This is a genomic window from Pseudarthrobacter enclensis, assembly GCF_001457025.1.
Taxonomy (GTDB): domain Bacteria; phylum Actinomycetota; class Actinomycetes; order Actinomycetales; family Micrococcaceae; genus Arthrobacter; species Arthrobacter enclensis.
In genome coordinates this window covers 303,685-319,955 of sequence record NZ_KQ758603.1, presented here as the reverse complement: position 1 = coordinate 319,955, position 16,271 = coordinate 303,685, and the positions used below count along the sequence as shown (strand labels likewise).

Sequence of the window (16,271 nt, the reverse complement as noted above, 5' to 3'; positions counted from 1 at the left end):
TGAATCCGTGGTCCGCCTGATACTTGCCTCCCAGTCCCCCGCCCGCACCAAGCTCTTGGCCGAAGCCGGCATCCGGCACACGGTCCTCGTCTCCGACGTGGACGAGGACGCCGTGCAGGCACGCTACGGTGTCACGGACCCGCACGACACCGCCCTGCTCCTGGCCCGCGCCAAGGCCGAGGCCGTCGCTTCACTGCCGGAAGCGGAGGGTGCACTGGTGCTTGGCTGCGACTCGGTGTTCGAATTCGACGGCCAGGCGCACGGCAAGCCCTACACCGCCGAGGTGGCGCGGGAGCGCATGCTCCGGATGAGCGGAAACGCCGGAGTGCTGCACACGGGACACTGGCTGGTGGACTGCCGGGATACGGACACGGACGACGCCGGCACGGACGGTGCAGGATCCGGCGCCACCCTCGGCGCAGTTGCCTCAGCCGAGGTCGCCTTCCTGGACATGGAGGCTGAGGAAATCGACGCGTACATCGCCACCGGCGAGCCGTTGCACTGCGCCGGGTCCTTCACCATCGACGGTCTGGGCGGGGCCTTCATCCGGAAGGTCGACGGCGACCCGCATGCCGTCGTCGGCCTGTCCGTGTCCACGCTTCGGGGACTGCTGGCCGCCGCGAACGTGCGCATCACCGATCTCTGGCCCCGGGCCTGAAGCGGCGCGAATTCACCCGGTCTTGTAGGGTCCCTACAAAGCATGGCCGGTTTACACGCGGATTCCGCAAGTAATATCGGCGGAACCTCCAAAACCGCGCTAGGCTCCCTGAAGGAAAGAAGGAGACGCCTTGTCAGCAAATTTGGAGCAGTCCGCCGGTCCCATGCAGAAGAACCTCACCAAGGTGCTGATCGCAAACCGCGGTGAAATCGCTGTGCGCATCATCCGCGCCGCCCGCGACGAAGGCATCGCCTCCGTCGCCGTGTACGCCAACGCAGACCGCGACGCGCTGCACGTCCGCCTGGCTGACGAAGCATACGCCCTGGGCGGCAACACTGCCGCAGAGTCGTACCTGGTCATGGACAAGATCATCGACGCCGCGCTCCGGTCCGGCGCCGACGCCATCCACCCCGGTTACGGCTTCCTGGCCGAGAACGCCCAGTTCGCTGCCCGGGTCATCGAGGCCGGCATCACCTGGATCGGCCCCTCCCCCGAAGCCATCTCCGCCCTGGGCGACAAGGTCCAGGCCCGCCACATCGCCGAAAAGGTCGGTGCACCCCTGGTACCGGGCACCGCGGACCCGGTGGGTTCAGCGGACGAGGTCCTGGACTTCGTTGACCGCCACGGCCTCCCCGTAGCCATCAAGGCGGCCTTCGGCGGCGGCGGCCGCGGCATCAAGGTGGCCCGCACCCGCGAGGAAATCCCCGAACTCTACGAGTCCGCCGTCCGCGAAGCCACCGCAGCGTTCGGGCGGGGCGAATGCTTCATCGAGCGGTTCCTGGATGCCCCCCGGCACGTTGAAACCCAGTGCCTGGCGGACGCGTACGGCAACGTGGTGGTGGTATCCACCCGCGACTGCTCGCTGCAGCGCCGCAACCAGAAACTCGTGGAGGAAGCGCCCGCACCGTACCTCACCGAAGAACAGAACACGCGCCTCTACGAATCCTCCAAGGCCATCCTGAAGGAAGCCGGCTACCTGGGCGCCGGCACCTGCGAGTTCCTCGTGGGCCAGGACGGGACCATCTCCTTCCTTGAGGTGAACACCCGCCTCCAGGTGGAGCACTGCGTCTCCGAGGAAGTCACCGGCATCGACCTGGTCCGGGAACAGTTCCGGCTGGCCCGCGGCGAGGAGCTTGGCTACGGCGACCCGGAAGTCCGCGGACACTCCTTCGAATTCCGCATCACCGGCGAGGACCCGGGCCGCAACTTCATGCCCGCCCCCGGCACCATCCGCGTCCTGAAGAACCCCACCGGCCCCGGCGTCCGCGTCGACTCCGGTGTTGAGCAGGGCGATGTCATCAGCGGCAACTTCGACTCCATGCTTTCCAAGCTGGTGGTCACGGGCGCTACGCGGCAGCAGGCCCTGCAGCGGTCCAGGCGCGCCCTCGAGGAGATGGTGGTGGAAGGCATCCCCACCGTTATCCCGTTCGACCTGGCCGTTGTTTCCGACCCCGCGTTCGCCCCCGCCGAAGGCCCGTTCACGGTCCACACCCGCTGGATCGAAACCGAGTTCACCAACAACCTTGCCCCATGGACGCCCGACGGCGGCCTGGACGCCGCGGAGACGGAGGAACGCCAGCGCGTCGTGGTTGAGGTGGGCGGCAAGCGGCTTGAAGTGGTCCTGCCCGCATCGCTGGGTTCAGTGGGAACCGCAGCTGCCCCGGCCGCGAAATCCGGCAAGTCCAAGAAGCGCGCACGCTCCGGTGGAACTGCTGCAGCCACCGGCAACGCGCTGGCGTCCCCCATGCAGGGCACCATCGTGAAGGTGGCCGTGGCCGAAGGCGACGTCGTGGCCGAAGGCGACCTGGTGGTGGTCCTTGAGGCCATGAAGATGGAGCAGCCGCTCACGGCGCACCGTGCGGGAACCATCACTGGCCTGACCGCTGCCGCCGGCGAGACCGTGTCTGCCGGCGCCATCATCGCCACGATCGAAGACTGACCCGCCCGGAGGCACCCATGCTTGCTCCCAGCTTCCAGGAAGAAGTGGACCGCTACCATGAAGCGGTTCCGGAAATCACCCGCGGCAACACCGGGCCCATCAAGGACTTGTACTCCCGGCTCGACGACGTCACGCTTGCAAACCCGTTTGGCGGTGTCGCCAGGGGCTGGGCGCAGGTCGAGGCCCGCCTGGACCAGGCAGCCCGCCAGTTCCAGGACGGTGAGATGCTCGGTTTCGACACCATCACCTCGTACACGGCACGGGATACCGCCTACCTGGTGGAGACCGAGCATTTCCGCGCCCGGCTGGATGGGGCTGCTGCCACCGAGGAGTTCGCGCTCCGTGTAACCAGCATCTTCCGGCGGGAAGAGGGTTACTGGAAGCTGGTGCACCGGCATGCCGACCCGGCGGCCCGTCCGCAGTCACGTCGGTCCCTGTCGCAGGCCGCGGGCTGACCGCCGCCTGGCACCGCGACTGCAGCAGCCCGGAGCCACAGGCTCCGGGCTGCTGGCACATCACGGGCAACAACAGGCAGACTTAGCAGGTGCTGCCTTTCCTGCTCCTGGCATCCCGTGCCGAAGACGCCGCCGCCGATGACGAGTACGCCGCGTACCTGAGGTACGGGGGCTTGGAGGAGCGGGAGCTGCGGCGGATCCGGCTTGAAGCCGCTCCCCTGCCCGAGCTCGACCTGTCCCGTTACTCCGGCGTCATTGTGGGCGGCAGCCCGTTCACCTCCAGCGACCCCGAGGAAGGGAAAAGCCCCGTCCAGCACCGGGTGGAACGGGAGTTGTCAGGCCTGCTGGACCAGCTGGTTGCCCGGGATTTCCCGTTCCTCGGCGCCTGCTACGGGGTGGGGACGCTGGGCAGGCATCAGGGCGCGGTGATCGACCGGACGTTTGGCGAGCCGCTTGCTGCCGTGGAGATCAGCCTGACCGGCGCCGGCCTGCAGGACCCGCTGCTGCAGGGAATGCCGCCGGCGTTCACGGCTTTCGCCGGCCACAAGGAGGCGTGCAGCACCCTCCCTGGCCACGCCGTCCTGCTGGCGCGGTCCGCCGCCTGCCCGGTGCAGATGTTCAGGATCCGCAACAACCTCTACGCCACCCAGTTCCATCCTGAGCTGGATGCGGAGGGCCTGGTGACCCGAATCGATATCTACCGCCATGTCGGCTACTTTCCGCCGGAGTCCGCCGAGGAGCTGATGGCCGACGCCCGGAAGTTCACCGTGACCGAACCGATGAACATCCTGCGCAACTTCGTGGCCCGTTACGCTGCCTGAACCCGCGTACCTGGACCATCCGGCCCCAACTGGCCGCCCGCCGTCGTGCGCTCCCGCCCGGTTACCAGTGACCTGGAACGGCGAAGGCCCGGCGCCCGCCCCTGTACTGCGGGGCGCGCGCCGGGCCTTCCGGCAGTAACCGGGCGGGACCGTACGGGAGAGGTCAGGCGACGTTGTTCTCGTAGTCGAGGTCGCGGGTTTCCCGGCTCACGAAGAGGGCAACGAGGGTGAGCACGGCCATGGCGGTCAGGTAGATGCCCACCAGCACCGGGCTGCCGTCGGCAGCTTCCCAGAGGGCCACGGCGATGAACGGCGCAACGGCCGCACCCAGGATGCTGGAGAAGTTGTAGCTGACAGCCGAACCCGTGTAGCGCACGTTCGTGGGGAACAGCTCCGGCAGCAGCGCACCCATGGGGCCGAAGGTCAGGCCCATCAGTGAGAACCCGATGATCAGCAGGGCCATGGTGCCCACGAAGCCGCCGCTGAACAGCGGGACGAAAAGCAGGCCGAACACGAAGATCCCGGCCGTGACAGCGATGAGCATCTTGCGGCGGCCGTACTTTTCGGCCAAGGGTCCGGAGACCAGGGTGAAGATGCCGAAGAAGACGACGCCGGCAATCAGCATCCAGAGGAAGTCGTTGCGGGTGTAGCCCAGCCCCGGTACGAAGGCAGCCGCAGCCGCCTCGCTCATCGGTTTGCCTGCCTTCTCGGCGGCGGCCTTGGCGGCGTCCAGGCTGGCCGGACGGGTGCCGAATGTCAGGGTGAAGGTGGTCATCAGGTAGAACAGCACATAGGTGGCAAGCATGATGAACGTGCCCAGGATCAGCTGGCGCCAGCTGGTCTTGAAGACTCGGCCCAGGGGCAGCTTGGCCACCTCGTTGGACTCGATGACCTTGGTGAAGGCCGGCGTTTCAATCAGCTTGAGCCGGACCCACAGGCCGATGATCACCATGACGGCGCTGAGCAGGAACGGAACCCTCCAGCCCCAGGCGGTGAAGGCTGCCGGGGAGAGCGTGTAGCTGGCCACCAGGAAGATGACGTTGGCGATGATGAAGCCGATGGGTGCGCCCAGCTGCGGGAACGTGCCGTAGATGGCGCGTTTGTTGGCCGGGGCGTTTTCGGTGGCCAGCAGGGCTGCGCCGCTCCACTCGCCGCCCAGCGCCAGGCCCTGGGCGAAGCGCATCACGACCAGCAGCGCGGGCGCCCAGAATTCCCAGCCGGGAACCAGGGCCGTGGGCAGGCAGCCGATCAGGAAGGTGGCGATGCCCATGGTGAGCAGCGATGCCACCAGGGTGCCCTTGCGGCCGAACTTGTCGCCGAAGTGCCCGAAGACGATGGAGCCGAGGGGCCGGGCGATGAAGGCCACGCCAAAGACAGCGAAGGAGCTGAGCAGCTGCGTGGTCTCGTTGGCGCTCGGGAAGAAAAGCTGGGGGAAGACGAGCACGGCCGCTGTGGCGTAGACGTAGAAGTCGTAGAACTCAACCGTGGTGCCGATCAGGCTGGCGACGATCACGCGGCCGCGGGAGTTCACCGGCTTGGGCGAACCGGGCAGCGTGGAGGTGTCGGTGGAAGACATGTGCAAACGCTTTCGTGTGGAACCGGCCGGACACAGCGGGCTGCCCCGGCGCGAATTAGTTAGAGTTCAATATTAGTTCCCGCGGTCCAGTCAATGGACAAAAGGTCCACCATTTGGACCTGTGGCGTGTGTCTCACCCAGTGGGCGCCCTCCCAGCCTAACGGCCCCCGCAGGCGGCCGATAGGCAAATGTCACAGCGCGTTAACATCAGGCGTCGGTCCGCGAAACGCGCCATCCCTACCTTGGAGGAACAACATCCCCCCAAAGGAGGTAACCCGTGACTGTCGACCGCACCGCAGATGCCGGCACCGGCAATTCCCTGGACCTGGACGACGCATCGCCCCTGGGATCCGAAGCCGCATCCGCCAGCGCACAGCCCGGCACTGCCCGCACCGCCACAGCTCCCGCCCTCGAGTTCCGCCCCGGCCGCTGGATCGCCAACTGGGATGCGGAGAACAAGGAACAGTGGGAATCCGCAGGCCGCTCCATCGCCCGCCGCAACCTGAACTGGTCCATTTTTGCCGAATTCCTCGGCTTCGTCGTATGGCAGCTCTGGTCCATCGTGGTGGTCCAGCTGCCGGCCGCCGGCTTCACCTTCTCCACGTCCGAGATCTTCTGGCTGATCTCCATGCCCAGCCTGGTGGGCGCCACCCTCCGCATCCCCTACACGTTCATGGTTCCCCGCTTCGGCGGCAGGAACTGGACCATCGTGTCCGCCCTGCTGCTCCTGATCCCCTCCATCGGCCTGGCGCTGTGCGTCTCCAACCCGGAAACGCCGTTCGGCGTGATGCTCCTGGTGGCAGCCCTGGCAGGCTTCGGCGGTGGCAACTTCGCCAGCTCCATGGCCAACATCACCTTCTTCTACCCGGCCCGGGAAAAAGGCTGGGCGCTGGGGCTGAACGCCGCCGGCGGGAACCTGGGTGCCGCCGTCGCGCAGCTCGCCGTCCCCATTGTCATCACCCTCCTGGCCGCCGGCACCGTGAACCTGCCCATGGCCGGCCTGATGTGGGTCCCGTTCATCCTGCTCGCCGCCTTCGGCGCCTGGAAGTACATGAACAACCTCACCAACGCCAAGGGCGACGTGGCCGGCTCCGTGGCCGCCCTCAAGGAACCGCACCTGTGGATCATGGCCCTGCTGTACATCGGAACGTTCGGTTCCTTCATCGGCTTCGCCGGCGTGTTCCCCAAGCTCATCAAGGACTACTTCCCCGAATTCTCCACCATCGGGGTGGGAACCGTGGCGCTCTCCCTCGCCTTCCTGGGCCCGCTGGTGGGCTCGCTGGCCCGCCCTTACGGCGGCCGGATGGCAGACCGCATGGGCGGCGCCCGGATGACCGTCTCGGCCTTTGCATCCATGGCAGTGATCACGCTGACCATGATCTGGACGCTGCCGCTGAAGAACTTCTGGCTCTTCCTGGCGCTGTTCCTGATGCTGTTCACCGCCAGCGGTTTCGGCAACGGCGCAACGTACCGGATGATCCCGGTCATCTTCGCCACCAACAGCCGGGCAGCACGCAAGGGCGCCAGCTCCGTGGCCACCCAGCGCCTGGCATCCTCGGCACTGGGCCTGATCTCCGCGATCGGTGCTTACGGCGGCTTCCTCATCCCCCAGGTCCTGAACGCCTCCAACACCGCCAGCGGCTCCTACACACCGGCCTTCTACGGTTTCGTCGCCGCCTACGCCCTGATGCTGCTGGTCTGCTGGGCCTGCTACATCCGCAACGCCAACCGAAACGCGATGGGACACGTCTGACCATGACCTCAAGCGCCGACACGCACTGCCCCTACTGCGCCCTGCAGTGCGCCATGACGCTCACGTCCCCCACAGGACCGGCCCCGGCTGCACAGCCGGGGCCGGTCCCGGTGGCACTTTCCACCGCCCCGGGCGTTCCCCTCGACGTACAGGGCCGGGAGTTCCCCACCAACCGCGGCGGCCTCTGCCGCAAGGGCTGGACATCCGCCAGCCTCCTCAACCACCCGGGCAGGATCAACGAGCCCCTGCTCCGTGGCCCGGACGGGATCCACCGACCCATCGGCTGGGACCAGGCCCTGGACCTCGCCGCCACGGCCGTCCGCGACGCCCGTGCACGGTACGGCGCGGACGCGGTGGGCGTCTTCGGCGGCGGCGGGCTGACCAATGAGAAGGCCTACATGCTGGGCAAGTTCGCCCGGCTGGCCCTGGGAACCTCGCGGATCGACTACAACGGTCGGTTCTGCATGTCATCGGCGGCAGCCGCCGGGATGCGGGCCTTCGGTGTCGACCGCGGCCTGCCGTTCCCCGTCGAGGCCCTGGACTCGGCCGCCACCATCCTGATGCTCGGATCCAACGTGGCGGAGACCATGCCGCCGTTTGTCCAGCACCTCAAGGGCGCACGCGACGCCGGCGGGCTTGTCGTGGTGGACCCGCGCCGCTCCGCCACGGCAGCCTTCACGGCCGACGGCGGCGGCCTCCACCTCCAGCCGCTGCCGGGCACTGACCTCGCCCTGCTGCTGGGCATCTCCCACGTGGTCATCCACGAAAACCTGGTGGACACCGCCTACATCGAGGAGCGCACGTCGGGCTACGGCGCCGTGGTGCGCAGCGTCAACGCCTTCTGGCCCGAACGCGTCCAGACGATCACCGGCGTCCCGGCAGAGCTGATCCGGGAAACCGCCCGCAGGCTGGCCGCCGGGGCACGCGAGGGCGGCAGCTACATCCTCACCGGCCGCGGCGTGGAACAGCACGTGGACGGAACGGACACTGCCACCGCTGCGATCAACCTCAGCCTGCTCCTGGGCCTCCCCGGCTCCGCGCACAGCGGCTACGGCACCCTCACCGGCCAGGGCAATGGCCAGGGCGGCCGCGAGCACGGCCAGAAGGCGGACCAGCTGCCCGGCTACCGCAAGATCACAGACCCCGCCGCGCGCGCCCACGTGGCCGGCGTGTGGGGCGTCCCCGAGGAACTCATCCCGGGTCCCGGGCTGCCGGCCGTCCAGCTGTTGAAATCGCTGGGAAAGGACGACGGCGTGAGGTGCCTCTTCGTCCACGCCTCCAACATCGTGGTCGCCTCGCCGGACGCCACCGCCGTCATTGAGGGCCTGCGCAGCCTGGACTTCCTGGTGGTCTGCGACTTCTTCATGTCCGAGACGGCGGCCGAAGCGGACCTGATCCTTCCGGTGCTCCAATGGGCCGAGGAGGACGGAACCCTGACCAACCTTGAGGGTCGAGTCCTGCGCCGGCGCCCGGCGCTGACCCCGCCGCCCGGCGCCCGCAGCGAGCTGTGGATCATGGCCCGCCTGGCCGAACGGCTGGGGGCACCGTCCACGTACAGCGAGGACCCGGAAACGGTCTTCAACGAACTGCGCCGGGCTTCCGCCGGCGGCCTGGCGGACTACTCCGGCATCGACTACGCCATACTGGACCGCGGCGAGGCTGCGCACTGGCCCTTCCCCGCGGGCGGCACCGGAACGCCCCGGCTGTTCCGCGACCGCTTCGCCCACCCCGACGGCAAGGCCGTGCTCACCCCCGTGGTTCCCGGCCGCCGTCGCGCTTCCTCCGGTGCCCTGCCCGCTGCCGGTACCGCAGCGGAGGCACGGCCGTTCACGCTCATCACCGGTCGCCTCCTGGAGCACTACCAGTCCGGCTCCCAGACCCGCCGCGTCGCCGAGCTCCTGGCCGCCCGGCCGGAGGCGCGCCTGCAGATCCACCCGGCGGCAGCAGCCGCAATGGACATCACCGACGGCGCCCCGGTATCCGTGGCCAACGAACGCGGCGAGGTGGTGTGCCGGGCCGAACTGAGCACTGCCATCCGCGCCGAAACGGTGTTCCTGCCGTTCCACTTCCCCGAACTCGAAAGCGCCAACCGGCTCACCGAGGCGTCCACGGATCCCATCTCCGGGATGCCCGAGTTCAAGTCCAACAAGGTGTGGGTCCGGCCGGTGGCCGTGGCCCCCGCCGGCACCGTGCTTCAGACGATGGAGGCCTCATGAGCGAGCAGATTGTCATTGTGGGATTCGGCCCGGTGGCCGCCCGGCTGGTGGACGAGCTGCTGCCCGCCGTCCGCGCCGGCCATGCATCGCTGACCGTGGTGGGCCAGGAAACCGAGGCCGCCTACAACCGTGTCCTCGTGGCGGATCTCGGCGTGGGCCGCACCACCGCCGACGCCCTGGTCCTGTCCGACGCCGGCGCGCTGGCCGCGGACGGGGTGGATGTCCGGCTGGGAACCCGCGTCCGCCGCGTGGACCGCGCCCGCCAGCAGGTCCTCCTCTCCGAAGGCCCCCCGGTGCCTTACGACCGGCTGGTGTTCGCCACCGGTTCCCGTCCGGTGATCCCCAACCTCACCGGCATCAACCCGGATCCCGCCTCTCCTGTCCTGCCGGCGGGAGTGACGGCCCTCCGGGACCTGCGCGACGCCGACATCCTGCGGAAGGCAGTCGACGGCGGCAAGCGGGTGGTGGTCCTGGGCGGCGGCGTGCTGGGCCTGGAAACCGCGCTGGCCGCGGCGGAAGAGGGCGCCACCGTCACCGTGGTCCACAACGGCCCGCACCCGCTGGGCCGCAGCATCGACCGGGGTGGCGGAGCCGTCCTGGCGGCAGGGCTGCGGCGCTGCGGCGTCCGGATGGCCGGCAACGCCCGGTCCACGGGCGTGGAGCACAACGCGCCCGACGGCGGTTTCTCGGCGCTGCTGCTCGACGACGGTTCGGCGATTGACGGCGACCTCCTGGTCATCTCGTGCGGCGTCCGTCCCCGCACCGAACTTGCCGAAGGCTGTGGGCTCTCCACGGCCGCGGGCATCCTGGTGGACCACCGGCTGCGGGCACACCACGAGCCGCACATCTTCGCCATCGGTGACTGCGCCGAGGTGCGCTGCCCGGACCCCGGCTGCGCGGTGTGCCGCACGGCCTCCGGCCCCTCCGGCCTGGTGGGCCCGGGCTGGCGGCAGGCGGAATGGCTGGCCGAATACCTGGCCCTACTAGCGGCCGGCGCGGTTGAGGAAGCGGACCTGCTGCCGGACCTGCAGGCCGAACAGCCCGGCGTGATCGTCCTCAAGGCGCGCGGCCTGACCCTGGCCGTCGCCGGGGACAACGGCGCGGACCCGTGGGATGAGGAAGCCCTCACCGCCGGCGCCGTCAACGGCCGGCCCCGGCTCCAGGTGGCGCAGTGGGCCGACCCGGAACACGGCCGCTACGTCAAAATGACCACCCGCGGCGGAGTGCTGGAGGGGTTGGTGGCCGTGGGCATGCCACGCACGGCGGCCGAACTGGTGGGCCTCTTCGAGCGGAGGGCGGAGCTTCCGGCGGACCGGTCGCTCCTGCTGCGCCTCGACGGTCCGGACCAGCTGCCCGGCAGCGCCGCGGCTGATCCGGCCGGGACCGTGTGCCGCTGCGCCGGCGTCAGCGGCACGGCGATCAGGGGCGCCGTGGAAGACGGCTGCTCAACCGTCACCGAAGTATCCAAGGCCACCCGGGCCGGGACCGGCTGCGGGGGCTGCCATGAGGACATCAGGGGCCTGATCGAGCAGCATTTCTCCCCTGCCGTTCCCTGAACCGCGGGCAGGCTCCTACGCCGGGGCCTTCGGGATGATGATCCACAGGGCGATGTAGACCAGCTCGCCAATGCCCACCAGGCCGAAGACCACGAACCCCAGCCGCACCAGGAACGTGGGAAGTCCAAAACGGGCGGCGAGTGCTGCGCAGACACCGCCGATCAGTTTGCCGCGGCGCGGACGGACCAGCGCGCCGGACATCACTGCGGCGTCCCGTCCGGCCGGTCCCCGCCGTCCGCGGAAAGCTCCCCGCCTGCCACGGCCTCGGCGTACCGGGTCAGGTCGGGTCCGGGCTGGAAGTCCACGAACTGCGGCTGCAGCTTCTCGTAGAGGAATTTGTACACCTCGTCCTTGCCCGCTCCCGGCAGGGATGAGGCCGCCTCACGCACCGCGTCCCGAAGTGCGTTGTCGGCATCGAGCAGGATCTTCTCCCGCGCCTGCTCGTTCCACGTGACATCCTGCAGTTCCATGGTGTCTCCTCGCGTTCTCGCACGGATAAAGTCCGGTTGAAGCAGGGACGGCCGGGAAATCAATGGACAGAATTCCCGGCCGGGCCTTTGAGGAGTCTATGCAGGAGCCGGCGGCGGGGTCCAGAAGTTCCTTCCCCCGCCGCGGACCCTACATGTGCACGTGCAGGCGCCGGGCGGCCTCGGAGATGGAGCCGGTCAGGGACGGGTACACCGTGAAGGTGCTCGCGACGTCGTCCACGTGCAGCTTCTGCTTGACCGCAATGGCGATGGGGAAGATCAGCTCGGAGGCGTTGGGGCCGACCACCACGCCGCCGATCACCGTGCCGGAGCCCTTCCGCGCGAAGATCTTAACGAAGCCGTCCTTGGCGCTGCGCATCTTGGCCCGGGCGTTGCTGCGCATCGAGAGCTTGACGACGTCGCCCTGGTACTTTCCGGAGTCGATGTCGGCTTCCGAGACACCCACGTTGGCGATTTCCGGGGACGTGAAGATGTTGGAGGCCACCTGGTGCAGCTTCAGCGGGGTCACGACGTCGCCCATGAAGTGAGCCACGGCGATCCGGCCCTGCATGGCGGCCACGGAGGCCAGCGGCAGGACGCCGGTGCAGTCACCGGCGGCGTAGATGTTGGGTGCGCTGGTGCGGGACACGCCGTCCACCTTGATGTGGCCGCTTTCGCTGACGGCGACGCCGGCTTCCTCCAGGCCGATGCCGGCGGTGTTGGGAATGGAGCCAAGGCACAGCAGGCAGTGGCTGCCGGTGACCTGTGTGCCGTCGCTGAGGGTGACCACCACGCCGTTGTCCGTCCGCTCCACCGACTCGGCGCGGGACCGGGACAGCACGCGCACGCCGCGGCGTTCAAAGACTTCCTCCAGGACGACGGCGGCGTCCACATCGGATCCGGGCAGGACCCGGTCGCGGCTGGACACCAGGGTCACCCTGGAACCGAGGCCGTTGTAGGCGGAGGCGAACTCGGCGCCGGTGACGCCGGAGCCCACCACGATCAGTTCCTCCGGCAGCTCGTCCAGGTTGTAGAGCTGGGTCCAGTTCAAGATTCGTTCGCCGTCAGGGCGGGCGGTGGGCAGTTCGCGCGGGTGCGCGCCGACTGCCAGCAGGATGGTGTCGGCCTCCACCGTTTCGGTGCCGTCCGCGGTCAGGACCTCGATGGTGTGGTTGTCAACGAGCCGGCCGGACCCCGCAAGGATCCGCACGTTCTGGCTGGCCAGGGCGTCGTGGATGTCCTTGGACTGGCTGCGGGCCAGGTTGAGGAGCCGGTCGTTGATGTGCTTGAGGTCAGCCCGCATGACCGGGACGAAATCGCCGCCGTCGACGTCGAACTTCACGCCCAGCTCCCCCGCCTCGGCGACGCGGGTCATCAGGTCCGCCGTGGCGATCAGGGTCTTGGACGGCACGACGTCGGTCAGCACCGCAGATCCGCCCAGGCCGGCGCGCTCGATGATGGTGACCTGCGCTCCCAGCGAGGCAGCCACCATGGCGGCTTCGTATCCGCCCGGACCACCTCCCAGGATCGCGATCCGGGGTGAACTGAAATCAGGGTGCGTAGTCACAAACGACTATTCTCCCGCATCCGCGCCTGACCACCAAAGAAACCGCTCTCCGGGCGCCCGGCCGCCGGGGGTGGGCCCGGCGGAACCGGCAGGATACCTTGTACCAGTGAGTACAACAGACTTCCTGAACACGGATCCCTTCGCCGCCGCCCGCGCCGCGGCCGACTACATCGCCGAAGAGACAGGGGTGGACCGGCACGACGTCGCCCTGGTGCTCGGGTCCGGCTGGGGCGGCGCGGCCGACCTGATCGGCGAAACCACCGCGACGCTCTCCGCGGAGGAGGTGCCGGGCTTCCACGCCCCCGCCGTCGAAGGGCATGTGGGCACCATCCGCTCCATCCTGACGAAGGAGGGCAAGCGAGCCTTGGTTCTGGGCGCCCGCACGCACTATTACGAAGGTAAAGGCGTCCGTGCCGTGGTCCACGGGATCCGCACGGCCGCCGCAGCAGGCTGCGGGACCCTGGTCCTCACCAACGGCTGCGGCGGGCTCAACGAAGACTGGGCGCCCGGCACGCCGGTGCTCATCAAGGACCACATCAACCTCACCGCCGCGTCTCCCTTGGAGGGCGCCACGTTCGTGGACCTGACCGACCTCTACTCGGCCCGCATCCGCGGACTGGCCCGTGAAGTGGACCCCAGCCTGGACGAGGGCGTTTACGCCCAGTTCCCCGGCCCGCACTACGAGACCCCCGCGGAGGTCCAGTACGCCAAGCGCATCGGCGCGGACCTGATCGGCATGTCCACCGCACTGGAGGCCATCGCCGGGCGCCACGCCGGGATGGAGGTGTTCGGCATTTCGCTGGTCACCAACCTGGCCGCGGGCATCAGCCCCGAACCCCTCAGCCACCAGGAGGTCCTGGAGTCCGGGCAGGCGGCGGGTCCGAGGATTTCGGCCCTGCTGGCAGGCATCATCGCCCGGCTCTGACCCCCGCCGGGGCCCCTGCGGCGCACCGCCTTGCGGCACCGCAGGGGCCAATGACGATAGCGTTATGCCCATGACGTCTTCCGATGCCGATCTTCGCCTGTTCAACGACGCCCGCGCATGGGCAGCCCAAGACCCGGACCCGGCAACGGCCGCCGTCCTCCTTGAGCTCGTGGCTGCAGCCGAAAAGGGAGACGCCGCCGCCGGCCATGAACTGCAGGACAGCTTCCGCGGGACCCTCCAGTTCGGCACCGCAGGGCTCCGCGCGGCACTGGGCCCGGGACCGAACCGGATGAACCGCGTGGTGGTCCGCCGCGCCGCCGGCGGCCTCGCGGACTTCCTCACCGACACCGTAGGCAGGGCCGCCCCCGGAACCCGGCCGCGCGCCGTCGTCGGCTACGACGCCCGGCACAACTCGGACGTGTTTGCCGAAGATACCGCGGCCATCTTCACCGCCGCCGGCATCGAAACCTTCCTCATGCCCTCAGCGCTGCCCACCCCGCTGCTCGCGTATGCGGTCCGGGCCTTGGAATGCGACGGCGGCGTGATGGTCACGGCCAGCCACAACCCCCCGCAGGACAACGGCTACAAGGTGTACCTGGGCCGCCACGCCGTGGCGCCCAGCGGAAACGGCGCGCAGATCGTGGCGCCGTACGACGCCGACATCGCGGCGCGGATCAGTGCAGCCGCCGACAGGGCCATTGAGCTGGCGCCGGACGGCTGGACCGTGCTGGACGGCTCCCTCGCTGCCGGCTACCAGGCGGCCACCGCGGCCTTGGCCCTGCCGGACCACTTCCCGGCCCGCGACCTGAAGATCGTACTGACGCCCATGCACGGCGTTGGCGGGGACACCGCGGTGGGCGTGCTGAACGCCGCAGGTTTCCGGGATGTCACCCTGGTCCGGGAACAGGCATTGCCGGACCCCGACTTTCCCACCGTCAGCTTTCCCAATCCGGAGGAACCCGGCGCCCTGGACCTGGCACTGGAAACGGCGGACCGGCTGGACGCGGACATCGTCCTGGCCAACGATCCGGATGCCGACCGCGCGGCGGTCGCCGCCAAGGACCCCGACACCGGAACCTGGCGGATGCTCCGCGGCGACGAGGTGGGTGCCCTCCTGGGAGCCCACGTCGCTGCCCGGCACGCGGCCACGGCCGCCGGATCCGGGGACGCCGGAACGGCGGGGGTCTTCGCCAACTCGATAGTCTCCTCACGGCTCCTCGCCCGGATCGCCGCGGCGGCCGGGTTCGCGCACGAGGAGACCCTCACCGGATTCAAGTGGATTTCCCGCGTGCCGGGACTGGTCTACGGCTACGAGGAAGCGCTGGGCTACTGCGTCGCTCCGGACCTCGTCAGGGACAAGGACGGCATCTCCGCCGCGGTCCTCATCGCTGAACTCGCCGCTGCAGCCAAGGCCGACGGCAAGACCATCTTTGACACCCTGGACGAGCTGTACCTGCAGCACGGCCTGCACGCCAGCGACCAGCTGAGCATCAGGGTCGCGGACCTGGGCCTGCTGGACGCCATGATGAACCGGCTGCGGGTATCACCGCCCGAGTCCTTCGGAGCGTCCGGCGTGGAAGTGTTCACTGACTTGGCCGAGGGGTCCGGGCACCTGCCACCCACCGAAGGCCTGCTGTATGTCACCCGGGACCTGACCCGTGTGATCATCCGGCCCAGCGGGACCGAGCCCAAACTCAAGTGCTACCTCGAAGTGATCCACCAGGCAGGCTCAGCGGCCGAACTTCCGGCGGCGAGGCAGGCCGCCCGGGTCTCCCTGGACGAGGTCCTCCGCGACGTCAGCGAAGCCCTGGGGCTCTGACCCGCCCGGCCCTAACGGCAAAAGAGGGGCGCCTTGCGGCGCCCCTCTTTTGCGCGGTGTCCGCGGTGCAGCGGGCTAAAGCTGGACTTCGACGAACCCGTCGCTGACGCGGGTCCCGTAGGCGGCGATCCGCAGGCCGGGCGTGCTGAAGCACTCGCCGGTGACAAGGTCGTAGACCTCCTTGTGCAGGGGCGAGGAGATCGTGGGCCGGGCACCCCTGGACCCAAGGATTCCGCGGGCCATGACGTGGGAGCCGGTCGCCGGGTCCTGGTGTGCCACCGCGAAGACCTCCCCGGCGCCCGTGCGGAACAGCGCAACCTGGCGGCCGGCCACGAGCGCCGCTTCGCCCCAGGACGGTTCCAGGTCATCCAGCCTGCAGACCCGGTGCCAGCCCGCGGCCGTGTCCGCTGCTGCGTCGAGTGTTCCGGTTTCCAGTGTTGCCGTCATGTCCGGCTCCTCTCCCTGCGCTGATGTTCGGTGGTGCGGGTGGCGTGGCCGGAGGCTTCCCGGCCGTGTTCC

General features: G+C 69.1%; 14 protein-coding genes. 9 read left to right on the top strand and 5 right to left on the bottom strand.

The features are described 5' to 3' along the window. Positions 1-7: 7 nt before the first annotated feature. From AS031_RS13875 to AS031_RS13860, 4 genes are all read left to right on the top strand, one after another. Entirely contained in the window at positions 8-658 is a 651-nt protein-coding gene (locus AS031_RS13875; RefSeq protein WP_058268741.1) for a Maf family protein, read from the top strand. Between the two features lie 163 nt (positions 659-821). Further along, positions 822-2,597: an acetyl/propionyl/methylcrotonyl-CoA carboxylase subunit alpha gene (locus tag AS031_RS13870; RefSeq protein ID WP_141688843.1), complete on the top strand. Its 1,776-nt coding sequence runs from the start codon at positions 822-824 to the stop codon at positions 2,595-2,597. A 17-nt stretch (positions 2,598-2,614) separates the two neighbouring features. Beyond that, on the top strand, positions 2,615-3,052 hold the full coding sequence (locus tag AS031_RS13865; protein ID WP_058268739.1) for a YybH family protein: 438 nt from the start codon (positions 2,615-2,617) through the stop codon (positions 3,050-3,052). Between the two features lie 89 nt (positions 3,053-3,141). After that, entirely contained in the window at positions 3,142-3,873 is a 732-nt protein-coding gene (locus tag AS031_RS13860) for a glutamine amidotransferase (RefSeq protein ID WP_058268738.1), read from the top strand. A 163-nt stretch (positions 3,874-4,036) separates the two neighbouring features. On the opposite strand, the gene AS031_RS13855 is transcribed toward AS031_RS13860, so the two are convergent. Next, a complete protein-coding gene (locus AS031_RS13855; RefSeq protein WP_058268737.1) occupies positions 4,037-5,449 on the bottom strand; it encodes an MFS transporter in 1,413 nt (470 codons plus the stop codon). 277 nt (positions 5,450-5,726) lie between these two features. Between AS031_RS13855 and AS031_RS13850 the strand changes: the two genes are divergently transcribed. The 3 genes from AS031_RS13850 to AS031_RS13840 are packed head-to-tail and all read left to right on the top strand — an operon-like array spanning position 5,727 to position 10,974. Next, entirely contained in the window at positions 5,727-7,202 is a 1,476-nt protein-coding gene (locus AS031_RS13850; protein ID WP_058268736.1) for an MFS transporter, read from the top strand. A gap of 2 nt (positions 7,203-7,204) precedes the next feature. Further along, on the top strand, positions 7,205-9,418 hold the full coding sequence (locus tag AS031_RS13845) for a molybdopterin oxidoreductase family protein (RefSeq protein WP_058268735.1): 2,214 nt from the start codon (positions 7,205-7,207) through the stop codon (positions 9,416-9,418). Then, complete coding sequence (locus AS031_RS13840; RefSeq protein ID WP_058268734.1) at positions 9,415-10,974, top strand: FAD-dependent oxidoreductase; 1,560 nt, start codon at positions 9,415-9,417, stop codon at positions 10,972-10,974. The genes AS031_RS13845 and AS031_RS13840 overlap by 4 nt, the downstream gene beginning before the upstream one ends. A 15-nt stretch (positions 10,975-10,989) precedes the next feature. On the opposite strand, the gene AS031_RS13835 is transcribed toward AS031_RS13840, so the two are convergent. The 3 genes from AS031_RS13835 to AS031_RS13825 form a co-directional block, all read right to left on the bottom strand. Beyond that, positions 10,990-11,175, bottom strand: coding sequence for a PspC domain-containing protein (locus tag AS031_RS13835; protein WP_058268733.1), 186 nt, complete (start codon positions 11,173-11,175; stop codon positions 10,990-10,992). Beyond that, complete coding sequence (locus AS031_RS13830; RefSeq protein ID WP_058268732.1) at positions 11,175-11,444, bottom strand: hypothetical protein; 270 nt, start codon at positions 11,442-11,444, stop codon at positions 11,175-11,177. Before AS031_RS13830 ends, AS031_RS13835 begins: the two co-directional genes overlap by 1 nt. Before the next feature lie 148 nt (positions 11,445-11,592). Then, complete coding sequence (locus AS031_RS13825) at positions 11,593-13,008, bottom strand: NAD(P)H-quinone dehydrogenase (RefSeq protein WP_058268731.1); 1,416 nt, start codon at positions 13,006-13,008, stop codon at positions 11,593-11,595. Between the two features lie 106 nt (positions 13,009-13,114). Between AS031_RS13825 and AS031_RS13820 the strand changes: the two genes are divergently transcribed. After that, the gene (locus AS031_RS13820) at positions 13,115-13,933 is read left to right on the top strand and encodes a purine-nucleoside phosphorylase (protein ID WP_058268730.1); all 819 of its coding nucleotides are present in this window, start codon (positions 13,115-13,117) and stop codon (positions 13,931-13,933) included. A 70-nt stretch (positions 13,934-14,003) separates the two neighbouring features. Further along, complete coding sequence (locus AS031_RS13815) at positions 14,004-15,752, top strand: phospho-sugar mutase (RefSeq protein WP_176716549.1); 1,749 nt, start codon at positions 14,004-14,006, stop codon at positions 15,750-15,752. A gap of 75 nt (positions 15,753-15,827) precedes the next feature. On the opposite strand, the gene nirD is transcribed toward AS031_RS13815, so the two are convergent. Beyond that, positions 15,828-16,199 (bottom strand): nitrite reductase small subunit NirD, encoded by a 372-nt coding sequence (gene nirD, locus AS031_RS13810; protein WP_058268728.1) that lies wholly within the window; start codon positions 16,197-16,199, stop codon positions 15,828-15,830. Between the last annotated feature and the right edge of the window lie 72 nt (positions 16,200-16,271).

Excerpts from the sequence above, each read along its gene's own strand:
- AS031_RS13815 (WP_176716549.1), top strand. The coding sequence starts at position 14,004 with ATGACGTCTTCCGATGCCGATCTTCGCCTGTTCAACGACGCCCGCGCA.
- AS031_RS13855 (WP_058268737.1), bottom strand. The coding sequence starts at position 5,449 with ATGTCTTCCACCGACACCTCCACGCTGCCCGGTTCGCCCAAGCCGGTG.
- nirD (WP_058268728.1), bottom strand. The coding sequence starts at position 16,199 with ATGACGGCAACACTGGAAACCGGAACACTCGACGCAGCAGCGGACACG.
- AS031_RS13870 (WP_141688843.1), top strand. The coding sequence starts at position 822 with ATGCAGAAGAACCTCACCAAGGTGCTGATCGCAAACCGCGGTGAAATC.
- AS031_RS13830 (WP_058268732.1), bottom strand. The coding sequence starts at position 11,444 with ATGGAACTGCAGGATGTCACGTGGAACGAGCAGGCGCGGGAGAAGATC.
- AS031_RS13840 (WP_058268734.1), top strand. The coding sequence starts at position 9,415 with ATGAGCGAGCAGATTGTCATTGTGGGATTCGGCCCGGTGGCCGCCCGG.
- AS031_RS13865 (WP_058268739.1), top strand. The coding sequence starts at position 2,615 with ATGCTTGCTCCCAGCTTCCAGGAAGAAGTGGACCGCTACCATGAAGCG.
- AS031_RS13835 (WP_058268733.1), bottom strand. The coding sequence starts at position 11,175 with ATGTCCGGCGCGCTGGTCCGTCCGCGCCGCGGCAAACTGATCGGCGGT.
- AS031_RS13845 (WP_058268735.1), top strand. The coding sequence starts at position 7,205 with ATGACCTCAAGCGCCGACACGCACTGCCCCTACTGCGCCCTGCAGTGC.